We start from the raw sequence: 17334 nt of genomic DNA on the forward strand, positions 1-17334 counted from the left end.
GGGGAGGGAAAAGCCCTTTTCAAAGGGTTTTCCCTCCCCTTCCCCCGGCCGCCGGAGGCATCAATGACACCATTCATACAGGGGTACGCCATGGGGGGCGGGCTGATCGTGGCCATCGGGGCGCAGAACGCGTTCGTTTTGACGCAGGGGGTCCGGCGCAACCATCATCTGGCGGTGGCGGCCCTGTGCATCCTGTGCGACGGGCTGCTCATCGGCCTGGGCGTGACGGGCGTGGGCACGGTGGTGGCGTCCAACCCGACCCTGGGGCTGGCGGCGGCCTGGGGCGGGGCGGCGTTTCTCGCCTGGTACGGATTGGGCGCGCTGCGATCGGCGTTGCGCGGCGGGTCCATGGAGGCGCGGCAGGAGGTGGAGCAGGGACTCAGACGCACCCTGGCCCTGACCCTGGCCGTGACCCTGCTCAACCCGCATGTCTACCTGGACACCGTGGTGCTCATGGGCTCGGTCAGCGGGCAGTATCAGGACACGGCCCGGTACGTCTTCGGCCTGGGCGCGTTTGCGGCCTCGTTCACATGGTTCCTGTGCCTGAGCCTGGGCGGCCAGGTCCTGGCCCCGCTGTTCTCCCGCGACCTGACCTGGCGCGTCCTCGACGGGGCCGTCTGCCTGACCATGTGGACCATCGCCGCCTCCCTGCTCCGGCCCGTACTCTTCGCCTGACCGGCGATGCAACCGGCCGGGGATGGCATATAGCCTGCTATTAAATTAGCTGGATGTTCCAGGAGCACACCAATAAAATCAGTCGGTTTTGTTGTCCTTCGACCGGCCGTGAAGGAAGAGGCTCTCCCAGTCCAGGGGCACGAGGTTGCGGCTGTTGCGCCACTGGAGATAGGCCCATCCTTCGTCGGGAATCGTGCGCACCAGGACCTTGTTGACGAACTGCCTGCCGTCGTCGCCGCAACACTTGCAGGCCCAGCCGCAAATGTCGCAGGTGCAGCCGCCGGTCTTGACCATCTCCTTGTTGGTGCCGGAGTTGTCACAGCAGGCGTCGCACAGGCGCAGATGGGGGGAGTCGGGAGCTATGAGCATGCTCCACCTGTACGGCCGCGCAACCGGACGGTCAACCCCGCTCTGCGGGCGCAAAAAAGGCGGACGCCCGTACGGGCGTCCGCCTTGCTTTCAGCCGTTCGGCTTCGGTTAGTCCTTGGCGATCATGACGCTGGTGGCCTTGACCATGGCATTGACTTTTTCGCCGACCTTGATGCCCATGCGTTCCACGGAATTCTTGGTGATGACGGAGACCATCTCCACGCCGGGAGCGATTTCGATGACGACCTCGGCGTTGACCATGCCGATGGTGACTTCCTTGACGGTGCCGGGGATGAGATTGCGAGCGCTTAATTTCATGATTTCCTCCAATGAGGTTTCTGTGTTGTCGATAAATTGCAATCACGCACCCGTCCCGGGCTCGTGATTCATCGTGCCGCTTTAGGCACAATGTAACCGCCTCCGGAAAAATTGAAAGCACAAGATGCGCACGATGCGAAAAAAAATCAGCGTACTCGACCAACGGCCAATGGTGTCGTATAGGCGGGGTGGAGGCCGCGTATGACCATTCGTTGCAAGACACCGGAGCGCGCGTTGCGCCGGGAGCAGGGCCGGGAGCCGCCCTCCGGGGATTCGCCGGGCGGACCGGGGCCGGATGAAAAACCCGGCGAGGGGCCGGGCGAGCGCCTGAAGCCCGTGGACGCGGAAACCGGCGGGGTGCTGGTCTGCCGGGCCTGCCGCAGCCGGATCACCCGGCCCGACCTGGGCATGAAGGTCAACGGCAGGCACCGCCACGTGTTCTTCAATCCCGAGGGCCTGGTCTTCGAGCTGGGGTGCTTCGCCTCGGCCAGGAACCTGAGCCCGGCCGGACCCGAGACCGACGAATTCACCTGGTTCCCCGGCTACCGCTGGCAGGTCGTCCTGTGCACCGGCTGCTCCACCCAGCTGGGCTGGCGCTACGTGGGCGCGGACAGCGGATTCTTCGGGCTGATCCTCAAGGCCCTGCTGGAGGAGGAGCCGGGAATCCGGCCATAGCCTCTGGCAAGCCGGAGCCGCTTGCGCTACAACTTTCCCATGGATACCCGCATCACCCACTGCCTTCGCTGGCTCATCGACTATGCCCGGACCTTCGAGGACCGCGCGCCCGAGGAAATCCGCCCCCGGGTCCGGCGCAAGATCAAGCATCCCATGCGCGTGCTGGCCCACGTACGGCACATCCTCGCGGAAGAGCGTCCCGAACCGGAACTGGCCCTGGCCGCCGAGATCGCGGCCATCCTGCACGACACCGGCCGGTTCGCGCAGCTGGTGGACCGGCGGACGGCGGACGACGGCGGCGAATACGACCACGGCGAGGAGGGCGCGCGCATCCTGGGCGAAAGCGACGTCCTCGACGTGCTGGACGGGCATTGGCGGGCGGTGGTCATCGAGGCCGTCCGCCTGCACAACCGGGCCGCCCTGCCCGACGGGATGGACCCGGACGCGCGAACGGTCACTGAAATGGTCCGGGACGCCGACAAGCTCGACGCGGTACGCAACAGCATAAACGGGCTGCTGCACAAGGAGCTGACCGGCAGGGCCATCAAGTACGGCATCACCGTGCACCCCACCGAGGTCTCGCCCGACACGGTCCGCCGCACCCGGGAGCGCCAGCTCATCCCGTACACGTCCATGCGCTGGTCCAACGACTTCGTCCTGTTCCTGTGCGCCTGGGTCCACGACCTGCACTTCGCCTACGCCTACAACCGGCTGATCGACACCGGCCACTTCGAGCAGCTGCTGGTCCTGCTCCCGGACCAGGGGGTGTTCCCCGAACTCAAGGCGCAGCTGCGCGGGGACCTCCACCGGCTGGCCGGAAGGAGTTGAGCCGGGGTTGACCCTGCTCGATGGGCCGGGCTACACCGGCCCATGGCCGAAAGATATCCCATTCCCGCCGCCTTCCACCGGGTGGAGGAGACCATCAAGCGCAGCCGGTTCATGACCTCCATGGGCCACGCCCCGGACATGGAATCCGCCCGCGCGTTCGTCGCCGCCATCAAGGAGGAATTCCCGGACGCCACGCACAACTGCTGGGCCTTCAACGCCGGTCCGTCGGGCGACACGGCCTTCGTGGGGTTGAGCGACGACGGCGAGCCGAGCGGCACGGCGGGCAAGCCCATGCTGGGCGTGCTGCTCCACTCGGGCGTGGGCCAGATCGCCGTGGTGGTCACCCGCTGGTTCGGCGGGACCAAACTCGGCACCGGCGGCCTGGTCCGGGCCTACGGCGGGATGGTCAGCCTCGGCCTGGAGACCCTGCCCCTGCGCGACATGGTCGTGACCAGACGACTCGCCGTGTCCCTTCCCTACCCGTCCGTGACCCTCTTCAAGCGGCTTTTGCCCGACTTCGAGGCCGAGGAGACCGAGGAGGCCTTCAGCGAAGTGGCCGGATTCAACGTGGAACTGCCCGAGGAACGTGTGGACGCATTTTCCGCCGCCGTGGTCGAACTGACCGGCGGACGTGCGGAAATACACGAAAAATGATGGCTTCACCGGTTGCGGACCTCCCGGAAAATGGGCTAGCCTAAACTAGGCTTTTGATAATCCGGGGTAACAGCAAGGTGAAGAGCAGGTTCCATGTCCACACAGAAATTGCGAGCGATCTATAAGCAACTTACCGACAAAATTGATATTTCAAGAGAGAAAGCCCTGTTCGAGATCAAGGAGCTGAAGACAGACCTCAACGAACTCCAACGACATCTCTCCGGGCGCAAGAAGGACACCGACATCCAGCCGGAAGACCTCATGCGGTCCGTCTACGAAATCGCCCAGTTCCTTCGGGACATGCGCAAGCGCGAGGAAATCCTGGCCGAACTGGAAGGGGTGGCCGCCGAGACCGAGGCCGAGGAATACCTGCTCTCGCGCGGGGCCAAGCTCCTGACAAGGCCCGCCGGTTGGCATTTCCAGACCGCCAAGGAGCGGTTCCTGCTCCACGAGACCGACATGGTCCAGGCCGCGGCCGAGCTGCGCAAGCTCCTGGCCGCGGGCAAGCGGCTCAAGAAGCCCGCCAAGAAGAAAAAATAGCCGGATCCCGGACAATCCTCCCGGCCCGCCTTGACTTTCGCGCTGCCGGGCGCATTTGTAGAACAATGAAGACAACCCCAACCAAGGGAAAACAAGCCATGCTCAAACGACTTGTCACGGTCCTTGCGGCCCTTTTCATAGCAACCTCCCTGGCCGGATGCGGCTACAACTCCATGCAGCAGCAGGAGGAAGAGGTCTACGGCGCCTGGGCCAACCTCGAATCCGCCCTGCAACGGCGCGCGGACCTGATCCCCAACCTGGTGGAAACGGTCAAGGGCGCGGCCGCCCACGAGAAATCCACCCTGACCGCCGTGGTCGAGGCGCGCGCCAAGGCCACCCAGACCAAGCTCACCCCCGAGATGCTGACCGACAAGAACGCCCTGGCCAACTTCCAGGCCGCCCAGGGCCAGCTCTCCTCGGCCCTGTCCCGGCTCATGGTCGTGGTCGAACGCTACCCGGATCTCAAGGCCAACCAGAATTTCCTGGCCCTCCAGCACCAGCTCGAAGGCACCGAGAACCGCATCAACGTGGCCCGGCAGCGCTACAACGAGGCGGTCAAGACCTTCAACTTCTCCATCCGCAAGTTCCCGAACTCCCTGACCAACTCGCTGCTGCTCCACCTGGAGCGCAAGGAATTCTTCGAGGCCGCCCCGGAGGCCAAGACCGTGCCCAAAGTCAACTTCGGGTCCGAGTCCTAGGCGGTAAGTCGCGGTGCGCCCCCTCAAAAAAGGATTGTCCGGCCTCGGCCCGGCCCTCTTGGCCCTGCTCCTGGTCCTCGGCCTGAGCGCCACGGCCCTGGCCCTGGACGTGCCCCCGTACACCACGCGGGTCAACGACCTGGCCAAGATGATGTCCCCGCAGACCCGGCAGACCCTCGAAAGCCAGCTGGCCGCCCTGGAGGGATCGGACTCCACCCAGGTGGCGGTCCTGACCGTCCCGTCGCTTCAGGGCGACTCCATCGACGACTTCTCCATCCGCGTGGCCGAGGCCTGGAAGGTCGGCCAGAAGAGCTTCGACAACGGAGTCATCCTCCTGGTCAGCAAGGAGGACCGCAAGATCCGCATCGAGGTCGGCTACGGCCTGGAAGGACGCCTGACCGACGTCCTGGCCGGGCAGATCATCGACAACGTCATCACCCCGCAGTTCAAGGCCGGACGGTTCGACCAGGGCTTCCTCGAAGGCGTCACCGCCATCACCGGGGCCGTGCGCGGCGAGTTCTCCGCCCTGCCCAAGAAGCGCAAGAGCAAGCTCAACCTCCTGGCCATCCTCATCGGCCCCATGATCTTCATGATCCTGCTGACCGAAAAGTTCGGCCGCCGCCGCATCCCCGGCGCCACACAGGGCGCGGACACGGTCCGGCGCAGCGGCCCCGGCTTCATCTACATGCCCGGACCGCGCATCGGCGGCGGAGGCGGAGGCATCGGCGGCGGATTCGGCGGGTTCGGCGGAGGCGGATTCGGAGGCGGCGGCGCTTCCGGAGGCTGGTAGCCAGTGTCGGTGGATGCGGGCATGGGATTCTGGAAGGAGTTCTTTCTGATCTTTTTTCTGTCCCTGCCCGTGCTGTTGACCATCAGCGACGTGGTTCACCGGCTTCTGGTGGGCATGAAACTTCAGCCCTGGTACACCCTTTTCGGCCTGCTCAACCTGATTCCCAGGCGGCTTGGCGGAAGGGGCGGCAGTTCCTTCAAGGGTGGAGGCGGCGGATTCGGGGGCGGCGGCGCTTCCGGAGGCTGGTAAACAAACAAGGACAACCCATGCGCAACGCGGAAACATTTCTCACCCAAGCGGAACAGGACGCGCTCGTTCAGTGCGTCACGAAGGCCGAGGCCACGACCTCCGGCGAAATCGTGCCGGTCATCGCGACCATGAGCTACGACTACCCGAGGGCCGGGCTCATCGGCAGCCTCATCCTCGGCGCGCTCGCCGCCGTGGCTCTGACCCTGGCCTTGGGCCGCGAGGACATGTGGGTCTTCCTGGCCCTGTTCCTGGCCCTGTTCTTCTGCTTCTCGCGCCTGTTCGACGCCTTCCCGGCCCTCAAGCGCCCCTTCCTGTCCAAACGCGAGATGCGCGAGGAAGTGGCCGAGGCCGCCTTCACCGCCTTCCACGCCCACGGCCTGCACGACACCCGCGACAAGACCGGCATCATCCTCTACGTCTCGGTCTTCGAGCGCTCGGTCCAGGTCCTGGCCGACAAGGGCATCAACGACCAGGTCAACCCCCAGGCCTGGGAAGAGGTCGTCGCCATGGTCACCGAGGGCATCCGCGCGGGCAACCCCGGCCAGGCCCTGTGCGCGGGCGTGACCCGCTGCGGCGAAATGCTCACCAAGCGGTTCCCCATCAAGCCCGACGATACCGACGAACTGCCCAACCTGATCATCGAAAAAGCGGACTAAACCCCGCAACGTCACCCAAGGTTCACGGGCCCTCCATACTCCCGTAACACTGGTCTGGTCTCCTGTGTCAAACATGGAGGTCCGTCATGTGTGCCGCCGTCCCGGTCGCGCTCCTGCTGCTCGTCATCCTCGCCGCGCTCACCACCCTGCGCCTGTCCAGACCCGCGCCCAACGCCCAACTCCTGGCCCGGCTCCTCAATGACGCCGCCCGCGCCCCCGAACACACCGGCCACCACGCCACCACGCCTCCTGTCCCAACCCTCAGCCCCATCCGCACCGGCAAGGCGGGAACGGCCTGACCAACCGTCCCGAACCATGCCGCCGCGAACACGACGCGCCCTCCTTTGTGAGGGCGCGTCTCTTTTTTTGGGCGAGAATGAGGATGCCTCCGGCGGCCAGGGCGCTGCCCCGGACCCCGCCAGGGAACCTTTTGGAAAAAGGTTCCCTGGACCCTCCCAAACTTTTTGTGTGCCTGCGGCAGGGGCGTGCGGAAGCGGGGTGACGGGTTGTTGCGCGTGCGGTTGGGAGTAGCTTGGCAGGGCGTGTCCCTAAGGGTTCGCGCCGGGCGGCCCTCCGAGGCCCGTGGACGTCCGGCGCGAACCCTTAGGGACGGTAGCCAACGCCGCTGGCGGGGCAGGTGGAACTCGGGAAATGGGTTTTGCGGCGTTTTCGAACGGCGGCGAAGAGCCCTTTTTTACCGGAGCCTCCTTTCTTAAAAGAAAAACCTGCGATTTCGGGCAGAAAAAACGGCACGGCGGAAGGCGTCCTGTCGCAGCCTCCCGCCGCCGTAGGCCCCTGAGCGAAGCGAACATGGGATTCTTAAAAGTACCCACCACGTTTCTGAAAACCTAGTCCCTGCCGTGTTTTTTAAATATGGCAGGGACTTACTTTTAGGTGATTTATGGTGATCCCTAGTGATCTTCGGGAGTTTCGGGGATGTTGTTACACATTTTTTCACACATGTCTTGATAGGAATATCCTTTTATTTTAGTGAATTAAGGCACCAACTCTAGCCGATGTCAACACAGCCCGGGCATGGCTTCATGAAGCAAGGAGTACTTCGATTTAGGCAGGTGTTAACTTCGTGGAAAGGTGTAAAAATCAAACTGTAGGCCGCATGCTTACGGTATTTCAATGAGTTGTAAACGCCATATGTACCATTAAAACCATGGGTGCCGCTTGGAATGGCACTTGGTTGATACGTGGTCTGAGCGAATCGCGACTGTTTGAGCTCAGATGCGCCAGTTCGGCCGGAAGCTCGTCGATGGGCCTCTCAATAGTGATTGTGCTGTGTGCCCGTGAAATCAAAGATAGAGTTTCAATAGAAGCGATAATCAATTTGTCATCCTTTCTGTTTCATCGGGAAAAACGGTATTCCGTTGCTTTGACAGCGGGAAAAGCGGAATCAACGAAATTCCGTTTACTGTTTTTGGTTTCAAAAATAAATCCACATTAAATTCAGTATATAACGAAATCATCCCTGCTGGCACACCTCTTGCCTGACTACGGCTCTACTTCGCGAAAGGCTGAGAGAACGCAAGCGTCTTCCGAAGCCTTTTCGACCAATACAGCCAGAAGGGGTATTACATGACAAAAGAACAGCATTCCCATGAGCATGGACATCACCATGACCATAATGATTTCACCGACTATACCGCAGCGGTCAAAGCTTACCGTGAGACCTTCGCCAGCAAGGCGGACGTGATGGACCAGGCCCCGGACCCTGCGGTCCGGGAGATGGTCAAATACATGGACGAGCAGGGCGTTGAGAACTGCTTCGACCGTTTCGACAAGCAGAAGCCGCATTGCACCTTCGGCCTTGCGGGCGTCTGCTGCCGCACCTGCTCGCTCGGGCCGTGCAAGATAACGGAACGCTCTCCCCGGGGCACGTGCGGAGCCGATGCGGACCTGATCGTGGCCCGCAATCTGGTGCGCGCGGCGGCGGGCGGCGTGGCGGCCCATGGGGCGCGGGCGTGCGAAGTCATGCTGACGTTGAAGAAAGCCGCTGTGGGAGAAGTTGATCTCCCCATTCTCGGCAAGGAGACGGTCCGGAATATGGCCTCGGCCTTCGGCCTCGCCACCAAGGACAAGAGCGTCGAGGAGCTGGCGAACGAGATCGCCGACATCCTGCTTGAGGACATGAGCCGCACCGTTCCGGGGCCGCACAGGACGCTGGAGGCCGTCGCCACTCCCGAGCGGCGGCAGACCTGGAAGGAGTTGGGCCTGCTGCCTGTCGGCGCCTATCATGAAGTGTTCGAAGCGCTGCACCAGACCACGGTCGGCACCCAGGGCGACTGGCGCAAGGCCATGGATCAGTTCATGCGGCTGGGCATCGCCTTTTCCATGAACAGCGTGGTCGGCGGCTCCATTGCCAGCGACTGTCTCTACGGCACCCCGAAGCGGACCACGGTCAAGGCGAACCTCGCCGCGTTGAAGACGGACACCGTGAACATCGCCATCCACGGCCACGCCCCCATGCTGGCCACCAAGGTCATTGAGGCGGCCCGCTCGGACAAGTTCGTGAAGATGGCGGAAGAGGCCGGGGCCGCGGGAATCCAGTTCTACGGCATCTGCTGTTCCGGGTTGTCCTCGCTCTACCGGCTCGGCGGCGTCATTCCCCTGTCCAACGCCAACGGTTCGGAACTGGTGCTCGCGACGGGCGCTCTCGACCTCTGGCTGGCGGACATCCAGGAGGTCTTCCCCGGCATCATGGACGTGGCCGACTGCTACAAGACGGTGGTGGTCACCACGAACGAATCGAACCGGTTGCCCGGCGCCGAGCACATCGGCTACCGGCGCGACCTGGAGGATCTGGACAAGCTCCCCGAGCTGGCGGACAGGATCGTCACCCGCGCCATAGAGAGCTTCACCAATCGCCGGGATGTCCAGCGGCACATCCCCGACCACGAGATGGAGGCCGAAGTGGGCTTCAGCCTGGAAACCCTCGACGCCCACTACGGCTGCATGGAGCGCGTGGCGTCCGCCATCATCAACGGGCAAATCAAGGGCATCATCAACCTGGCGGGCTGCACCAACACCCGGATCGTTTACGAAAAGGCCATCGTAGAGGTCGTCGACATCCTGCTCAAGAACAACGTCCTCGTCTTCACCAACGGCTGCGCCTCGTTCCCCATGGCCAAGCTGGGATACTGCAGCAAGAAGGCCCTCAACAAATGCGGCGAGAAACTGCAGATATTCCTCAGGGGAGAGCTGCCGCCGGTCTGGCATTTCGGCGAATGCATTGACAACGCCCACGCCGTGGCCACGTTCAGGGAAATTGCCGGATATGCGGGACACCAGATGAAGGATATGCCCTTTGCCGAGGTCACGCCGGAGTGGTCCAACGAGAAGGGGGTCGGCGCTGCCCTGGCGTTCCGCATGCTCGGTTTCGACTCCTACCACTGCGTGCACGCGCCGGTGCAGGGTTCGGAAAAGGTGCGCGATTTCCTCTATGGCGGCACCCGGGAGCTGCTCGGCTCCAGCATGAAGGTGGACACCGATCCCAAGAAGCTCGCCGCGATGATCATTGCCGACTTCGAGGAGGCCCGGTCGAACCTGTGTTGGCGCTAATCCCGGTCGCATAGCCCGACACGCGACACAAAAGGGGCGGCCCGCCGAACAGGCGGGCCGCCCCATGTTTTTTGTGTCGATCGTCGGCGTGAAAAAAGGCGACTCCCGTCGGGAGCCGCCTGTCTTCTTGTGGTCCGGATGTGGTCTACCGCTTCTTGAAGATGATCAGCGGACAGTTCTTGCAGATATCCGCGCCGGGGAACCCGTCGCCGGGGCGGGTGATGGAGCTGCTCGCCTTCTCGATGCGATCCATGAGCCGCTGGAAGGTGGCTTTGAACTTGGTGCCGGGGATGATCACGTTGATCTCGCCGCGCTCGGTCTTGCCCGCGTTGTAGCTGCCGGAGCAGGCAGGAAGCATGTTGAACTCCTGCTCGACGAAGCTGAAGACGTTGCCGCCGCAGGCGGAGGAGTTCATGGTGATGTTCGGGCGGAGCGGATGGGTGTCGGTCGCGGCCATGTAGTCCACGGCCAGGTGGTAGGCCTGCATGTTGTCGCAATAGAAATGCACCGTGTCCGGCTCGAACAGGCCGTCGATGGAGCCGAGCGGCGCCACGGCGATGCCGAGCGGCTTTGTCTCGAGCATGGGCTTGCTGACGACAAAGCGCTTCGCCTGCTCGATGTCCTGGACATACTTGGCGTGGCCCTTGATCTCGGCGTCGTCCAAGTCCTTCCACCCAAAGCAGAAGCGGGCGTTGCCGCAGCCGAGGCCGTCCGCATCGGAATACACGATCTGGCCCTGCATGCGGGCGGCGATCTCCCACTGACAGAAGATCATGGGCTTGAGCGGAGCGTGGATTTCCGGCGCATTTCGCTGGAATTCCTCCAGTTCGCTCTCGTCGAAGAAGAACTTGACCGCGACCGGGTAGTGGTACAGGCGCAGCTCCTTCATCAACACGGCTTGCATCTCATTATAGGTCATCATTTTGTCTCCTGAGTTTGTTGTTCACTCCCGCAGTACAAAATCGGAGAGTTTTAGGCTGGTTGATGGCGTTTATTATGTCTCTGCCGACCTGCGGGAGTGAACTTTTGGAATGGATACTCGCAATGAGTCCTCAGCACTGAGCAAGGAGTATGCCCGGTTTCGCAACATACCGTCGCAGCCGGGCACGTTTCGGGTAAGGTCACGGATCAGCGTAAATAAAGTTCCCATGACGGCGGGTGGTTACCCTCGCCGGGGCCATCCGTGCAGGGTGCCATTCCCTCCCATGCCAATTCGGAATCTTCCGACGACGGTCGCGCGTCCTCCCCATCCATATCTTTCAGGCCATGCTGCTCGACGGGAATTCGTTGAAACGGAAGCGAAATGGCGTTGTCCAGCGGAATCCCGTTGTGTGGCTTATATGCTTATTTGTGAATATATCGTTATATCAGTGTATTAACCAATACTAGGTGCTGGCACGTTGATTGCCTTGGATGGAAAGGGTTTGCGGTCTGGCGGCGCTGTCCGGGAAGGACGTTCGGCCGGTGCGGGGTTTCCGCTCCGCCTTGCGATACGCGCCGCCGCTTGCTGAATAATCTTCAAGCCAAGGAGTGTTGCAATGTGCGGCGACAACCATTCGCATGAGCATGGTCACGGCCATCACCACCACGACAACGATTTTACCGACTACAAGGATGCGGTCAAAGCCTACCGCGAGTCCTTCGCCAGCAAGGAGGACGTGATGAACCACGCCCCGGACCCGGCGGTCCGGGAGATGCTCAAGTACATGGACGAGCAGGGTGTGGAGAACTGTTTCGACCGCTTCGACAAGCAGAAACCGCACTGTACCTTCGGCCTCGCCGGGGTCTGCTGCCGCATCTGCTCGCTCGGGCCGTGCAAGATCACGGAGCGTTCCCCGAGGGGCACCTGCGGGGCCAACGCGGACCTGATCGTGGCCCGTAATATGGTCCGTTCGGCGGCCGGCGGCGTGGCCGGACACGGCGCCCGCGCCCGCGAGGTCATGCTGACCATGAAGAAGGCCGCCGAGGGCAATGTCGATCTGCCCATCGTCGGCAAGGACAAGGTCATGGGCGTGGCCAAGGCCTACGGGCTGAAGACCGAGGGCAAGACGATTGAGGCTCTGGCCGGCGAGATCGCCGACATCCTGCTTGAGGACATGAGCCGGACCGTGCCCGGCACGCACAAGACCCTCAAGGCCATCGCCCCGGCCGAGCGTCAGAAGGTCTGGGAAGAGCTCGGCCTGACCCCGATCAGTTCCTACCACGAAGTCTTTGAGGCGCTGCACCAGACCACGGTCGGCACCCAGGGCGACTGGCGCAAGGCCATGGACCATTTCCTTCGCCTGGGCCTGACCTTTTCCATGAACAGCGTGGTCGGCGGCTCCATCGCCCAGGATTGCCTCTACGGCGTCCCGCGCCGCAGCACCATCAAGGCCAACCTCGGCGCGCTCAAGACGGACACGGTCAACATCGCCATTCACGGCCATGCCCCGATGATGGCCATGAAGGTCATCGAGACCGCCCGCACCGACAAGTTCGTCAAGATGGCCGAGGAAGCCGGGGCCAAGGGCATCCAGTTCTACGGCATCTGCTGCTCCGGCTTGTCCTCCATGTACCGTCTGGGCGGGGTCATCCCCCTGTCCAACGCCAACGGCTCCGAACTGGTGGTCGCCACCGGCGCGCTCGACCTGTGGCTGGCGGACATCCAGGAGGTCTTCCCCGGCATCATGGACGTGGCCAACTGCTACAAGACCGTGGTCGTGACCACCAACGAGTCCAACCGGCTGCCCGGCGCCGAGCACATCGGCTACAAGCGCGACCTGGAGGACTTGGACAAGCTGCCCGAGCTGGCGGAAAAGATCGTCACCCGCGCTATCGAGAGCTTCACCAACCGGCGCGACGTGAAACGGCACATCCCGCCCTACGAGATGGAGGCCCAGGTCGGTTTCGGTCTCGAGGTGCTGAGCGAGCACTTCGGCGGCAGCGTGGAGCCCATCGCCAAGGCTCTGAAAGACGGCAGGATCAGGGGCATCATCAACCTGGCCGGTTGTACGAACACCCGCATCGTCTTTGAAAAGGCCATCGTGGACATCGTCGATATCCTGCTCAAGAACAACATCCTGGTCTTCACCAACGGCTGCGCCTCCTTCCCCATGGCCAAGCTCGGCTATTGCAGGCCCGAGGCTCGGGAAAAGTGCGGCGACAGCCTCAAGGTGTTCCTCGGCGACAACCTGCCGCCGGTCCTGCACTTCGGTGAATGCATCGACAACGCCCATGCCGTAGGCACCTTCGCGACCATCGCCGGTTTTGCCGGGCATCCCATCAAGGACCTGCCGTTCGCGGAAGTCACGCCGGAATGGTCCAACGAGAAGGGCGTGGGCGCGGCCCTGGCCTTCCGCATGCTCGGCTTCGACTCCTACCACTGCGTGCACGCGCCGGTGCAGGGATCGAAAAAGGTCCGCGACTTCCTCTACGGCGGCACCCGGGATATTCTCGGTTCCTGCATGAACGTCGATCCCGATCCGCAGAAGGTTGCCGCGATGATCATCAACGACTTCGAGGCCGCCCGCAAAAAGCTGGGCTGGGCGTAGCCTGACCGGCGGAGGGAGGACGTCCGCGTCCGAGGCGGCCCCCCGGCGCGGGCCTTCTCCCTCCCCTAAACGGTTTTCAACCAACAGCCTGCATGCCCGCTCCCGGCACCGGTCCAGGGGGACGCCGTTCGGGAGCGGGCCGTGCAACCCCCCGGCCGCCGCCCGAGGCGGGCCGGGGGAAAAGGGACGTATCGATGTTGTTCAAATCCGGTTCGGTGCAATTCAGAATGGCCTCCCTGTGCCGGGAGGAGTTCACGCCCGAGGTCTACCGCCCGGGGGTCATTTCCCTTTCGCGCCTGTTGTGGGGGTCGCTCGGCGGCGGCCTGCTGCTGGCGATCATCGCCTTCGCCTCCCGGCTGACCGGCGTTGCTGTCCTGTTTCCTCCCCTGGCCGCCACCTGCTTCATCAACTCGACCTGCGTCTTCCTTCGCGTGGCCCGGCCCAAGCCGGTCATCGTCGGGCATTTCGTCGCCTCCATAGGCGGATTGGCGGGGTGCTGGGTCGGTTCCTTCCTGGGCGCGGAAACCGGGTATGTGGTCGCGCTCAAGCTCGGTTTCGCGGTGATGTTCGCCGCCGCCCTCATGCAGATTTTCGACGCCGACCACCCGCCCGCAGCCGCTACGGCGGCCATCCCGGCCATCCTGCCGCTGCCCATGCCCGCCTACCTGCTGCCCGTCCACATGGCCTGGGGGGCCACCCTGGCCGTGCTCTTCGCCATGGCGTGGAACAGGCTGTGGTTCGAGTTCCCGGCCTCCGACATCGACCACCGGGAAAGGACCTGCGGCCTGTACATGCACCTGCCGCAAATCGCGGGCCTGGTGATATGCGCCGCCGGTTTCGCTCTCCTGTGCCTGCAGCGCCTCTTCCCCGCGGCGCATACGGCCGGGACGGCGGTCATGCTCCTGGGGGTGGCGCTCCTGGGCACCCATCATTTTTTCGGAATGCGGCGCTCCAAGTAATGCATAGACACCCGGCCCGAAGAAAGGGAGGGCGCATCGAGCCATGCTTGCCGTCACATCATCACCTCCCACGGTTCCACCCTGGTGCGCCCTCCCTTTCTTCACCACAGCCCGTGAAAGAACCATTTGTGTTGTGATGGCTGGTCGTTTGGTTTAATTACACGCCATGACCGCCGATCAGATCTTTCATTTCAGAAACATGGAAATCCAGTCTTTGCTTTTGGCAATGGGAGAGCAACGGTCGACCGAGGCGCTCTTCAGCCTTGTCGTCGATCGCCTGTCCGCGTTCGAGGAAGTGTCGCTTGTGCGGATATGGCTCATCAAGGAAGGCGATATCTGCTCTTCCTGCCTCATGGCCGGCGAGTGCCCCAGCAGGGAGCTCTGCCTGCATCTGGTGGCCAGCGCGGGACATTCGTCCTGCGACGAGTCGCGGGAATGGAATCACCTGGATGGTAAATTCAAGCGGTTCCCCATGGGCGTGAGAAAAGTCGGGCATATTGCGGCTACGGGACAACCGGTGGTCGTCGAGTCGATCCCCGAGGACTCCAAATGGATAGCCTATCCGGAATGGGCCAGGGAGGAAGGGATCAACGGCTTTGCCGGGCAACCCATGCGGTTCCACGGCGAAATTCTCGGCGTACTGGCTGTCTTCACGACGACGAGAATCAACAAACCGGCGTTGGACATTTTACAGATTCTCGCCAACCACGCGGCCACCGCCCTCGTGAATGCCCGGGCGTTCGAGCAGATTGAAAACCTGAAAGGCCGACTTGAGGCGGAAAACAGTCTCCTTCGCGAGGAACTGAGCGAAACCAGTTTCTATGGGGGATTCATAGGCCGCAGCCTCGCCCTGCAGCGGATCGTCGAACAGATCGACCTGGTCGCTCCCACCGACGCCAACGTGCTCATCCAGGGCGAATCGGGCACCGGCAAGGAACTGGTCGCCCGGGAGCTGCATCAGCGCAGCAAGCGGAACAACAAGCCGCTGATAAAGGTCAACTGCGCCTCGGTTCCCAAGGAACTCTTCGCCAGTGAGTTCTTCGGGCACGTCAAGGGTGCGTTCACAGGAGCGCATGCCCACCGGGAAGGCAAGTTCGGCGCGGCCAACCAGGGGACCCTCTTCCTGGACGAAGTGGGCGAAATCCCGCTCGAGCTTCAGGCCCAGCTCCTCCGTGTCCTTCAGGAAGGGGAATACGAGCGGATTGGCGAGGAAAAGGTCCGTAAGGTGGACGTACGCGTCATCGCGGCCACCAATAGGGACCTGCAAAAGGAAGTTGAGGCCGGACGTTTCCGTGAGGACCTCTATTTTCGGCTCAATGTCTTTCCCATCACGGTCCCGCCCCTGCGCGCCCGGAGAGAGGACATCGCCCCGCTGGCCGAGTATTTTCTCAAGCGTTCCCTGAAGGCCATGAATCGCCCGGCTCTCAGATTCAATCCGGAACAGCTTGCCCAACTTGTCGAGTACAATTGGCAGGGAAATGTCCGCGAACTGCAAAACATTGTCGAACGGTTCGCCATTTCGTCCATTGCAGGGGCGGCCCGGGTTGAGCTGTTCGCTGGAATTAGCGGAGAAGCCAAGTCCTGTCCCAAGGCGGCGATTTCCGATGCAGGTGATGCGGTACTAACCGAGGAGGAAATGATCAGGTTGCAGGCGTCCAACATCGCCAAGGCCTTGGCCCGGTGCAAAGGGAAGATCTACGGCCCCGACGGCCCCGACGGCGCCGCCGCCCTGCTGGGGCTGAAGCCGACCACCTTGTCGACGCGGATACGAAAAATGAATATCCGGCGAGTCGCAAAGTAGCCGCCAGGGAGATGCGGACTGTCAGACAACAGCGCTGTTGTATGCATCGTTCCGGGCTTGGCCTTGCCCCGGCGGCTGCTTGCGTCACGCTCGCGGGAATTCGGCGGGAGGACCAGGAATCCTGCTGCCGGACCTTGCGTGGCGATTTTCCAGGATGATACGACAGGGCATAACCAGTCAGGCTGAGCAACCAGAAGCAGATACAACGCACCCAAGGCGCGTTCATAAGTTTTGACGACAGTCTAAACTGATGAACGCTTAAGTAGGCACCAACGTGCCGTAACACCAAGCACTTCACTGCCGTTCATTTCTCAACGGCGCACTTTCACATCCAAACGCCAGGCTGAAGCACAGCACCCCCCGCCGGACAAACGACAGGTATCTAGAAATCTGCCGTTGTCGAAATTCCCCCACGGCCACCGCTTCCGGGCATCGGGCGCATCCGTGATGGACAACAGCGGGGCCTTGCTTCCCGGCATCCAGCGCATCCTTGGCCACGCGGACCGGCGGAGCACGGAAATCTATCTGGAAAAGCTCCGCGACGTGGAACGCGACGCCATGGACGTCTACGAACGGGAAAGCCGCAAGGATGATGATAAGGTCGCTGACAACTTTACACATGCGGTTCACACACACCGACAAGACGGCTTGCGGGCACCTGCCTACAAGACACTGAAAACCAAAGGAAAGACCGGGTAGTCACACACAAAGGACGTGACTATTCTTAAGGCCCTCGGCCTTAAGCGGGGGCGCGTCTGGTCTTAGGCCGAGCTTGCTCGGTCTTAGAGCCGTCGACAGCTGCGATAGGGCAGCGTTCTGCCCGCCGGAGGCGCCCGCCCGGCGAGGGCTCTCCCCGAAGGGGCCGCCGGAGGCAGTCCATTGCTGCTTGCTCGGAGGCGCTAGGTGTGGAGTTGCAAGACGTTGTTCACAGCGGCTCCCAATCGGCTGATAGGCGTTTTATGCTGTAACGCCGAATGATTCCTGTAATAATTGTATTCATGGAGCCAGCGAGGCAACTCGCT

18 protein-coding genes are annotated in these 17334 nt (G+C 62.5%); 15 read left to right on the forward strand and 3 right to left on the reverse strand.

Annotated elements, in window-relative coordinates:
- Nucleotides 1-63 precede the first annotated feature (63 nt).
- Nucleotides 64-675: a LysE/ArgO family amino acid transporter gene (locus tag AB6M95_RS17095; RefSeq protein WP_371387958.1), complete on the forward strand. Its 612-nt coding sequence runs from the start codon at nt 64-66 to the stop codon at nt 673-675.
- A 78-nt stretch (nt 676-753) separates the two neighbouring features.
- Here AB6M95_RS17095 and AB6M95_RS17100 read toward each other — a convergent pair whose 3' ends face one another.
- Nucleotides 754-1044 (reverse strand): hypothetical protein, encoded by a 291-nt coding sequence (locus AB6M95_RS17100; protein WP_371387959.1) that lies wholly within the window; start codon nt 1042-1044, stop codon nt 754-756.
- A gap of 108 nt (nt 1045-1152) precedes the next feature.
- Nucleotides 1153-1362: a TOBE domain-containing protein gene (locus AB6M95_RS17105; RefSeq protein WP_371387960.1), complete on the reverse strand. Its 210-nt coding sequence runs from the start codon at nt 1360-1362 to the stop codon at nt 1153-1155.
- 201 nt (nt 1363-1563) lie between these two features.
- Here AB6M95_RS17105 and AB6M95_RS17110 point away from each other — a divergent pair, with 201 nt between their 5' ends.
- The 10 genes from AB6M95_RS17110 (at nt 1564) to cooS (AB6M95_RS17155) (ending at nt 10022) form a co-directional block, all read left to right on the forward strand.
- Complete coding sequence (locus AB6M95_RS17110; protein ID WP_371387961.1) at nt 1564-2037, forward strand: cereblon family protein; 474 nt, start codon at nt 1564-1566, stop codon at nt 2035-2037.
- A 21-nt stretch (nt 2038-2058) separates the two neighbouring features.
- Nucleotides 2059-2865: an HD domain-containing protein gene (locus AB6M95_RS17115; RefSeq protein ID WP_371387962.1), complete on the forward strand. Its 807-nt coding sequence runs from the start codon at nt 2059-2061 to the stop codon at nt 2863-2865.
- A gap of 42 nt (nt 2866-2907) precedes the next feature.
- Nucleotides 2908-3519, forward strand: coding sequence for a YigZ family protein (locus AB6M95_RS17120; protein ID WP_371387963.1), 612 nt, complete (start codon nt 2908-2910; stop codon nt 3517-3519).
- Between the two features lie 93 nt (nt 3520-3612).
- A complete protein-coding gene (locus AB6M95_RS17125; protein WP_371387964.1) occupies nt 3613-4059 on the forward strand; it encodes a hypothetical protein in 447 nt (148 codons plus the stop codon).
- Between the two features lie 98 nt (nt 4060-4157).
- Nucleotides 4158-4757 (forward strand): LemA family protein, encoded by a 600-nt coding sequence (locus AB6M95_RS17130; protein WP_371387965.1) that lies wholly within the window; start codon nt 4158-4160, stop codon nt 4755-4757.
- A 13-nt stretch (nt 4758-4770) separates the two neighbouring features.
- On the forward strand, nt 4771-5547 hold the full coding sequence (locus tag AB6M95_RS17135; RefSeq protein WP_371387966.1) for a TPM domain-containing protein: 777 nt from the start codon (nt 4771-4773) through the stop codon (nt 5545-5547).
- A 21-nt stretch (nt 5548-5568) separates the two neighbouring features.
- On the forward strand, nt 5569-5796 hold the full coding sequence (locus AB6M95_RS17140) for a hypothetical protein (protein WP_371387967.1): 228 nt from the start codon (nt 5569-5571) through the stop codon (nt 5794-5796).
- Between the two features lie 17 nt (nt 5797-5813).
- Nucleotides 5814-6452, forward strand: a complete 639-nt coding sequence (locus AB6M95_RS17145; RefSeq protein WP_371387968.1) for a TPM domain-containing protein — start codon at nt 5814-5816, stop codon at nt 6450-6452.
- Between the two features lie 86 nt (nt 6453-6538).
- Nucleotides 6539-6751: a hypothetical protein gene (locus tag AB6M95_RS17150; protein WP_371387969.1), complete on the forward strand. Its 213-nt coding sequence runs from the start codon at nt 6539-6541 to the stop codon at nt 6749-6751.
- Nucleotides 6752-8039: 1288 nt separating this feature from the next.
- Nucleotides 8040-10022, forward strand: coding sequence for an anaerobic carbon-monoxide dehydrogenase catalytic subunit (cooS, locus tag AB6M95_RS17155; protein ID WP_371387970.1), 1983 nt, complete (start codon nt 8040-8042; stop codon nt 10020-10022).
- Between the two features lie 145 nt (nt 10023-10167).
- On the opposite strand, the gene AB6M95_RS17160 is transcribed toward cooS (AB6M95_RS17155), so the two are convergent.
- The gene (locus AB6M95_RS17160) at nt 10168-10941 is read right to left on the reverse strand and encodes a DUF169 domain-containing protein (protein WP_371387974.1); all 774 of its coding nucleotides are present in this window, start codon (nt 10939-10941) and stop codon (nt 10168-10170) included.
- Between the two features lie 619 nt (nt 10942-11560).
- On the opposite strand from AB6M95_RS17160, the gene cooS (AB6M95_RS17165) reads away from it, so the two are divergent.
- The 4 genes from cooS (AB6M95_RS17165) to AB6M95_RS17180 all read left to right on the forward strand — a co-directional run bounded on the left by cooS (AB6M95_RS17165) (nt 11561) and on the right by AB6M95_RS17180 (nt 17011).
- Nucleotides 11561-13552, forward strand: a complete 1992-nt coding sequence (cooS, locus tag AB6M95_RS17165; RefSeq protein ID WP_371387971.1) for an anaerobic carbon-monoxide dehydrogenase catalytic subunit — start codon at nt 11561-11563, stop codon at nt 13550-13552.
- A 194-nt stretch (nt 13553-13746) separates the two neighbouring features.
- Nucleotides 13747-14511 (forward strand): HPP family protein, encoded by a 765-nt coding sequence (locus AB6M95_RS17170; RefSeq protein WP_371387972.1) that lies wholly within the window; start codon nt 13747-13749, stop codon nt 14509-14511.
- A 166-nt stretch (nt 14512-14677) separates the two neighbouring features.
- Nucleotides 14678-16312 carry a sigma-54-dependent Fis family transcriptional regulator gene (locus AB6M95_RS17175; protein WP_371387973.1) on the forward strand — a complete coding sequence of 545 codons (1635 nt, stop codon included), beginning with the start codon at nt 14678-14680 and terminating at the stop codon, nt 16310-16312.
- Nucleotides 16313-16618: 306 nt separating this feature from the next.
- Nucleotides 16619-17011 carry a tyrosine-type recombinase/integrase gene (locus AB6M95_RS17180; RefSeq protein ID WP_371387975.1) on the forward strand — a complete coding sequence of 131 codons (393 nt, stop codon included), beginning with the start codon at nt 16619-16621 and terminating at the stop codon, nt 17009-17011.
- The last annotated feature ends 323 nt before the right edge of the window (nt 17012-17334 follow it).

The sequence above is a fragment of the Pseudodesulfovibrio karagichevae genome, from assembly GCF_041414475.1.
GTDB classification, from domain to species: domain Bacteria; phylum Desulfobacterota; class Desulfovibrionia; order Desulfovibrionales; family Desulfovibrionaceae; genus Pseudodesulfovibrio; species Pseudodesulfovibrio karagichevae.

Coding starts and splice junctions, on each gene's coding strand:
- AB6M95_RS17095 (WP_371387958.1), top strand. CDS start 64: ATGACACCATTCATACAGGGGTACGCCATGGGGGGCGGGCTGATCGTG.
- AB6M95_RS17100 (WP_371387959.1), bottom strand. CDS start 1,044: ATGCTCATAGCTCCCGACTCCCCCCATCTGCGCCTGTGCGACGCCTGC.
- AB6M95_RS17105 (WP_371387960.1), bottom strand. CDS start 1,362: ATGAAATTAAGCGCTCGCAATCTCATCCCCGGCACCGTCAAGGAAGTC.
- AB6M95_RS17110 (WP_371387961.1), top strand. CDS start 1,564: ATGACCATTCGTTGCAAGACACCGGAGCGCGCGTTGCGCCGGGAGCAG.
- AB6M95_RS17120 (WP_371387963.1), top strand. CDS start 2,908: ATGGCCGAAAGATATCCCATTCCCGCCGCCTTCCACCGGGTGGAGGAG.
- AB6M95_RS17125 (WP_371387964.1), top strand. CDS start 3,613: ATGTCCACACAGAAATTGCGAGCGATCTATAAGCAACTTACCGACAAA.
- AB6M95_RS17130 (WP_371387965.1), top strand. CDS start 4,158: ATGCTCAAACGACTTGTCACGGTCCTTGCGGCCCTTTTCATAGCAACC.
- AB6M95_RS17140 (WP_371387967.1), top strand. CDS start 5,569: ATGGGATTCTGGAAGGAGTTCTTTCTGATCTTTTTTCTGTCCCTGCCC.
- AB6M95_RS17145 (WP_371387968.1), top strand. CDS start 5,814: ATGCGCAACGCGGAAACATTTCTCACCCAAGCGGAACAGGACGCGCTC.
- AB6M95_RS17150 (WP_371387969.1), top strand. CDS start 6,539: ATGTGTGCCGCCGTCCCGGTCGCGCTCCTGCTGCTCGTCATCCTCGCC.
- cooS (WP_371387970.1), top strand. CDS start 8,040: ATGACAAAAGAACAGCATTCCCATGAGCATGGACATCACCATGACCAT.
- AB6M95_RS17160 (WP_371387974.1), bottom strand. CDS start 10,941: ATGACCTATAATGAGATGCAAGCCGTGTTGATGAAGGAGCTGCGCCTG.
- cooS (WP_371387971.1), top strand. CDS start 11,561: ATGTGCGGCGACAACCATTCGCATGAGCATGGTCACGGCCATCACCAC.
- AB6M95_RS17170 (WP_371387972.1), top strand. CDS start 13,747: ATGTTGTTCAAATCCGGTTCGGTGCAATTCAGAATGGCCTCCCTGTGC.
- AB6M95_RS17175 (WP_371387973.1), top strand. CDS start 14,678: ATGACCGCCGATCAGATCTTTCATTTCAGAAACATGGAAATCCAGTCT.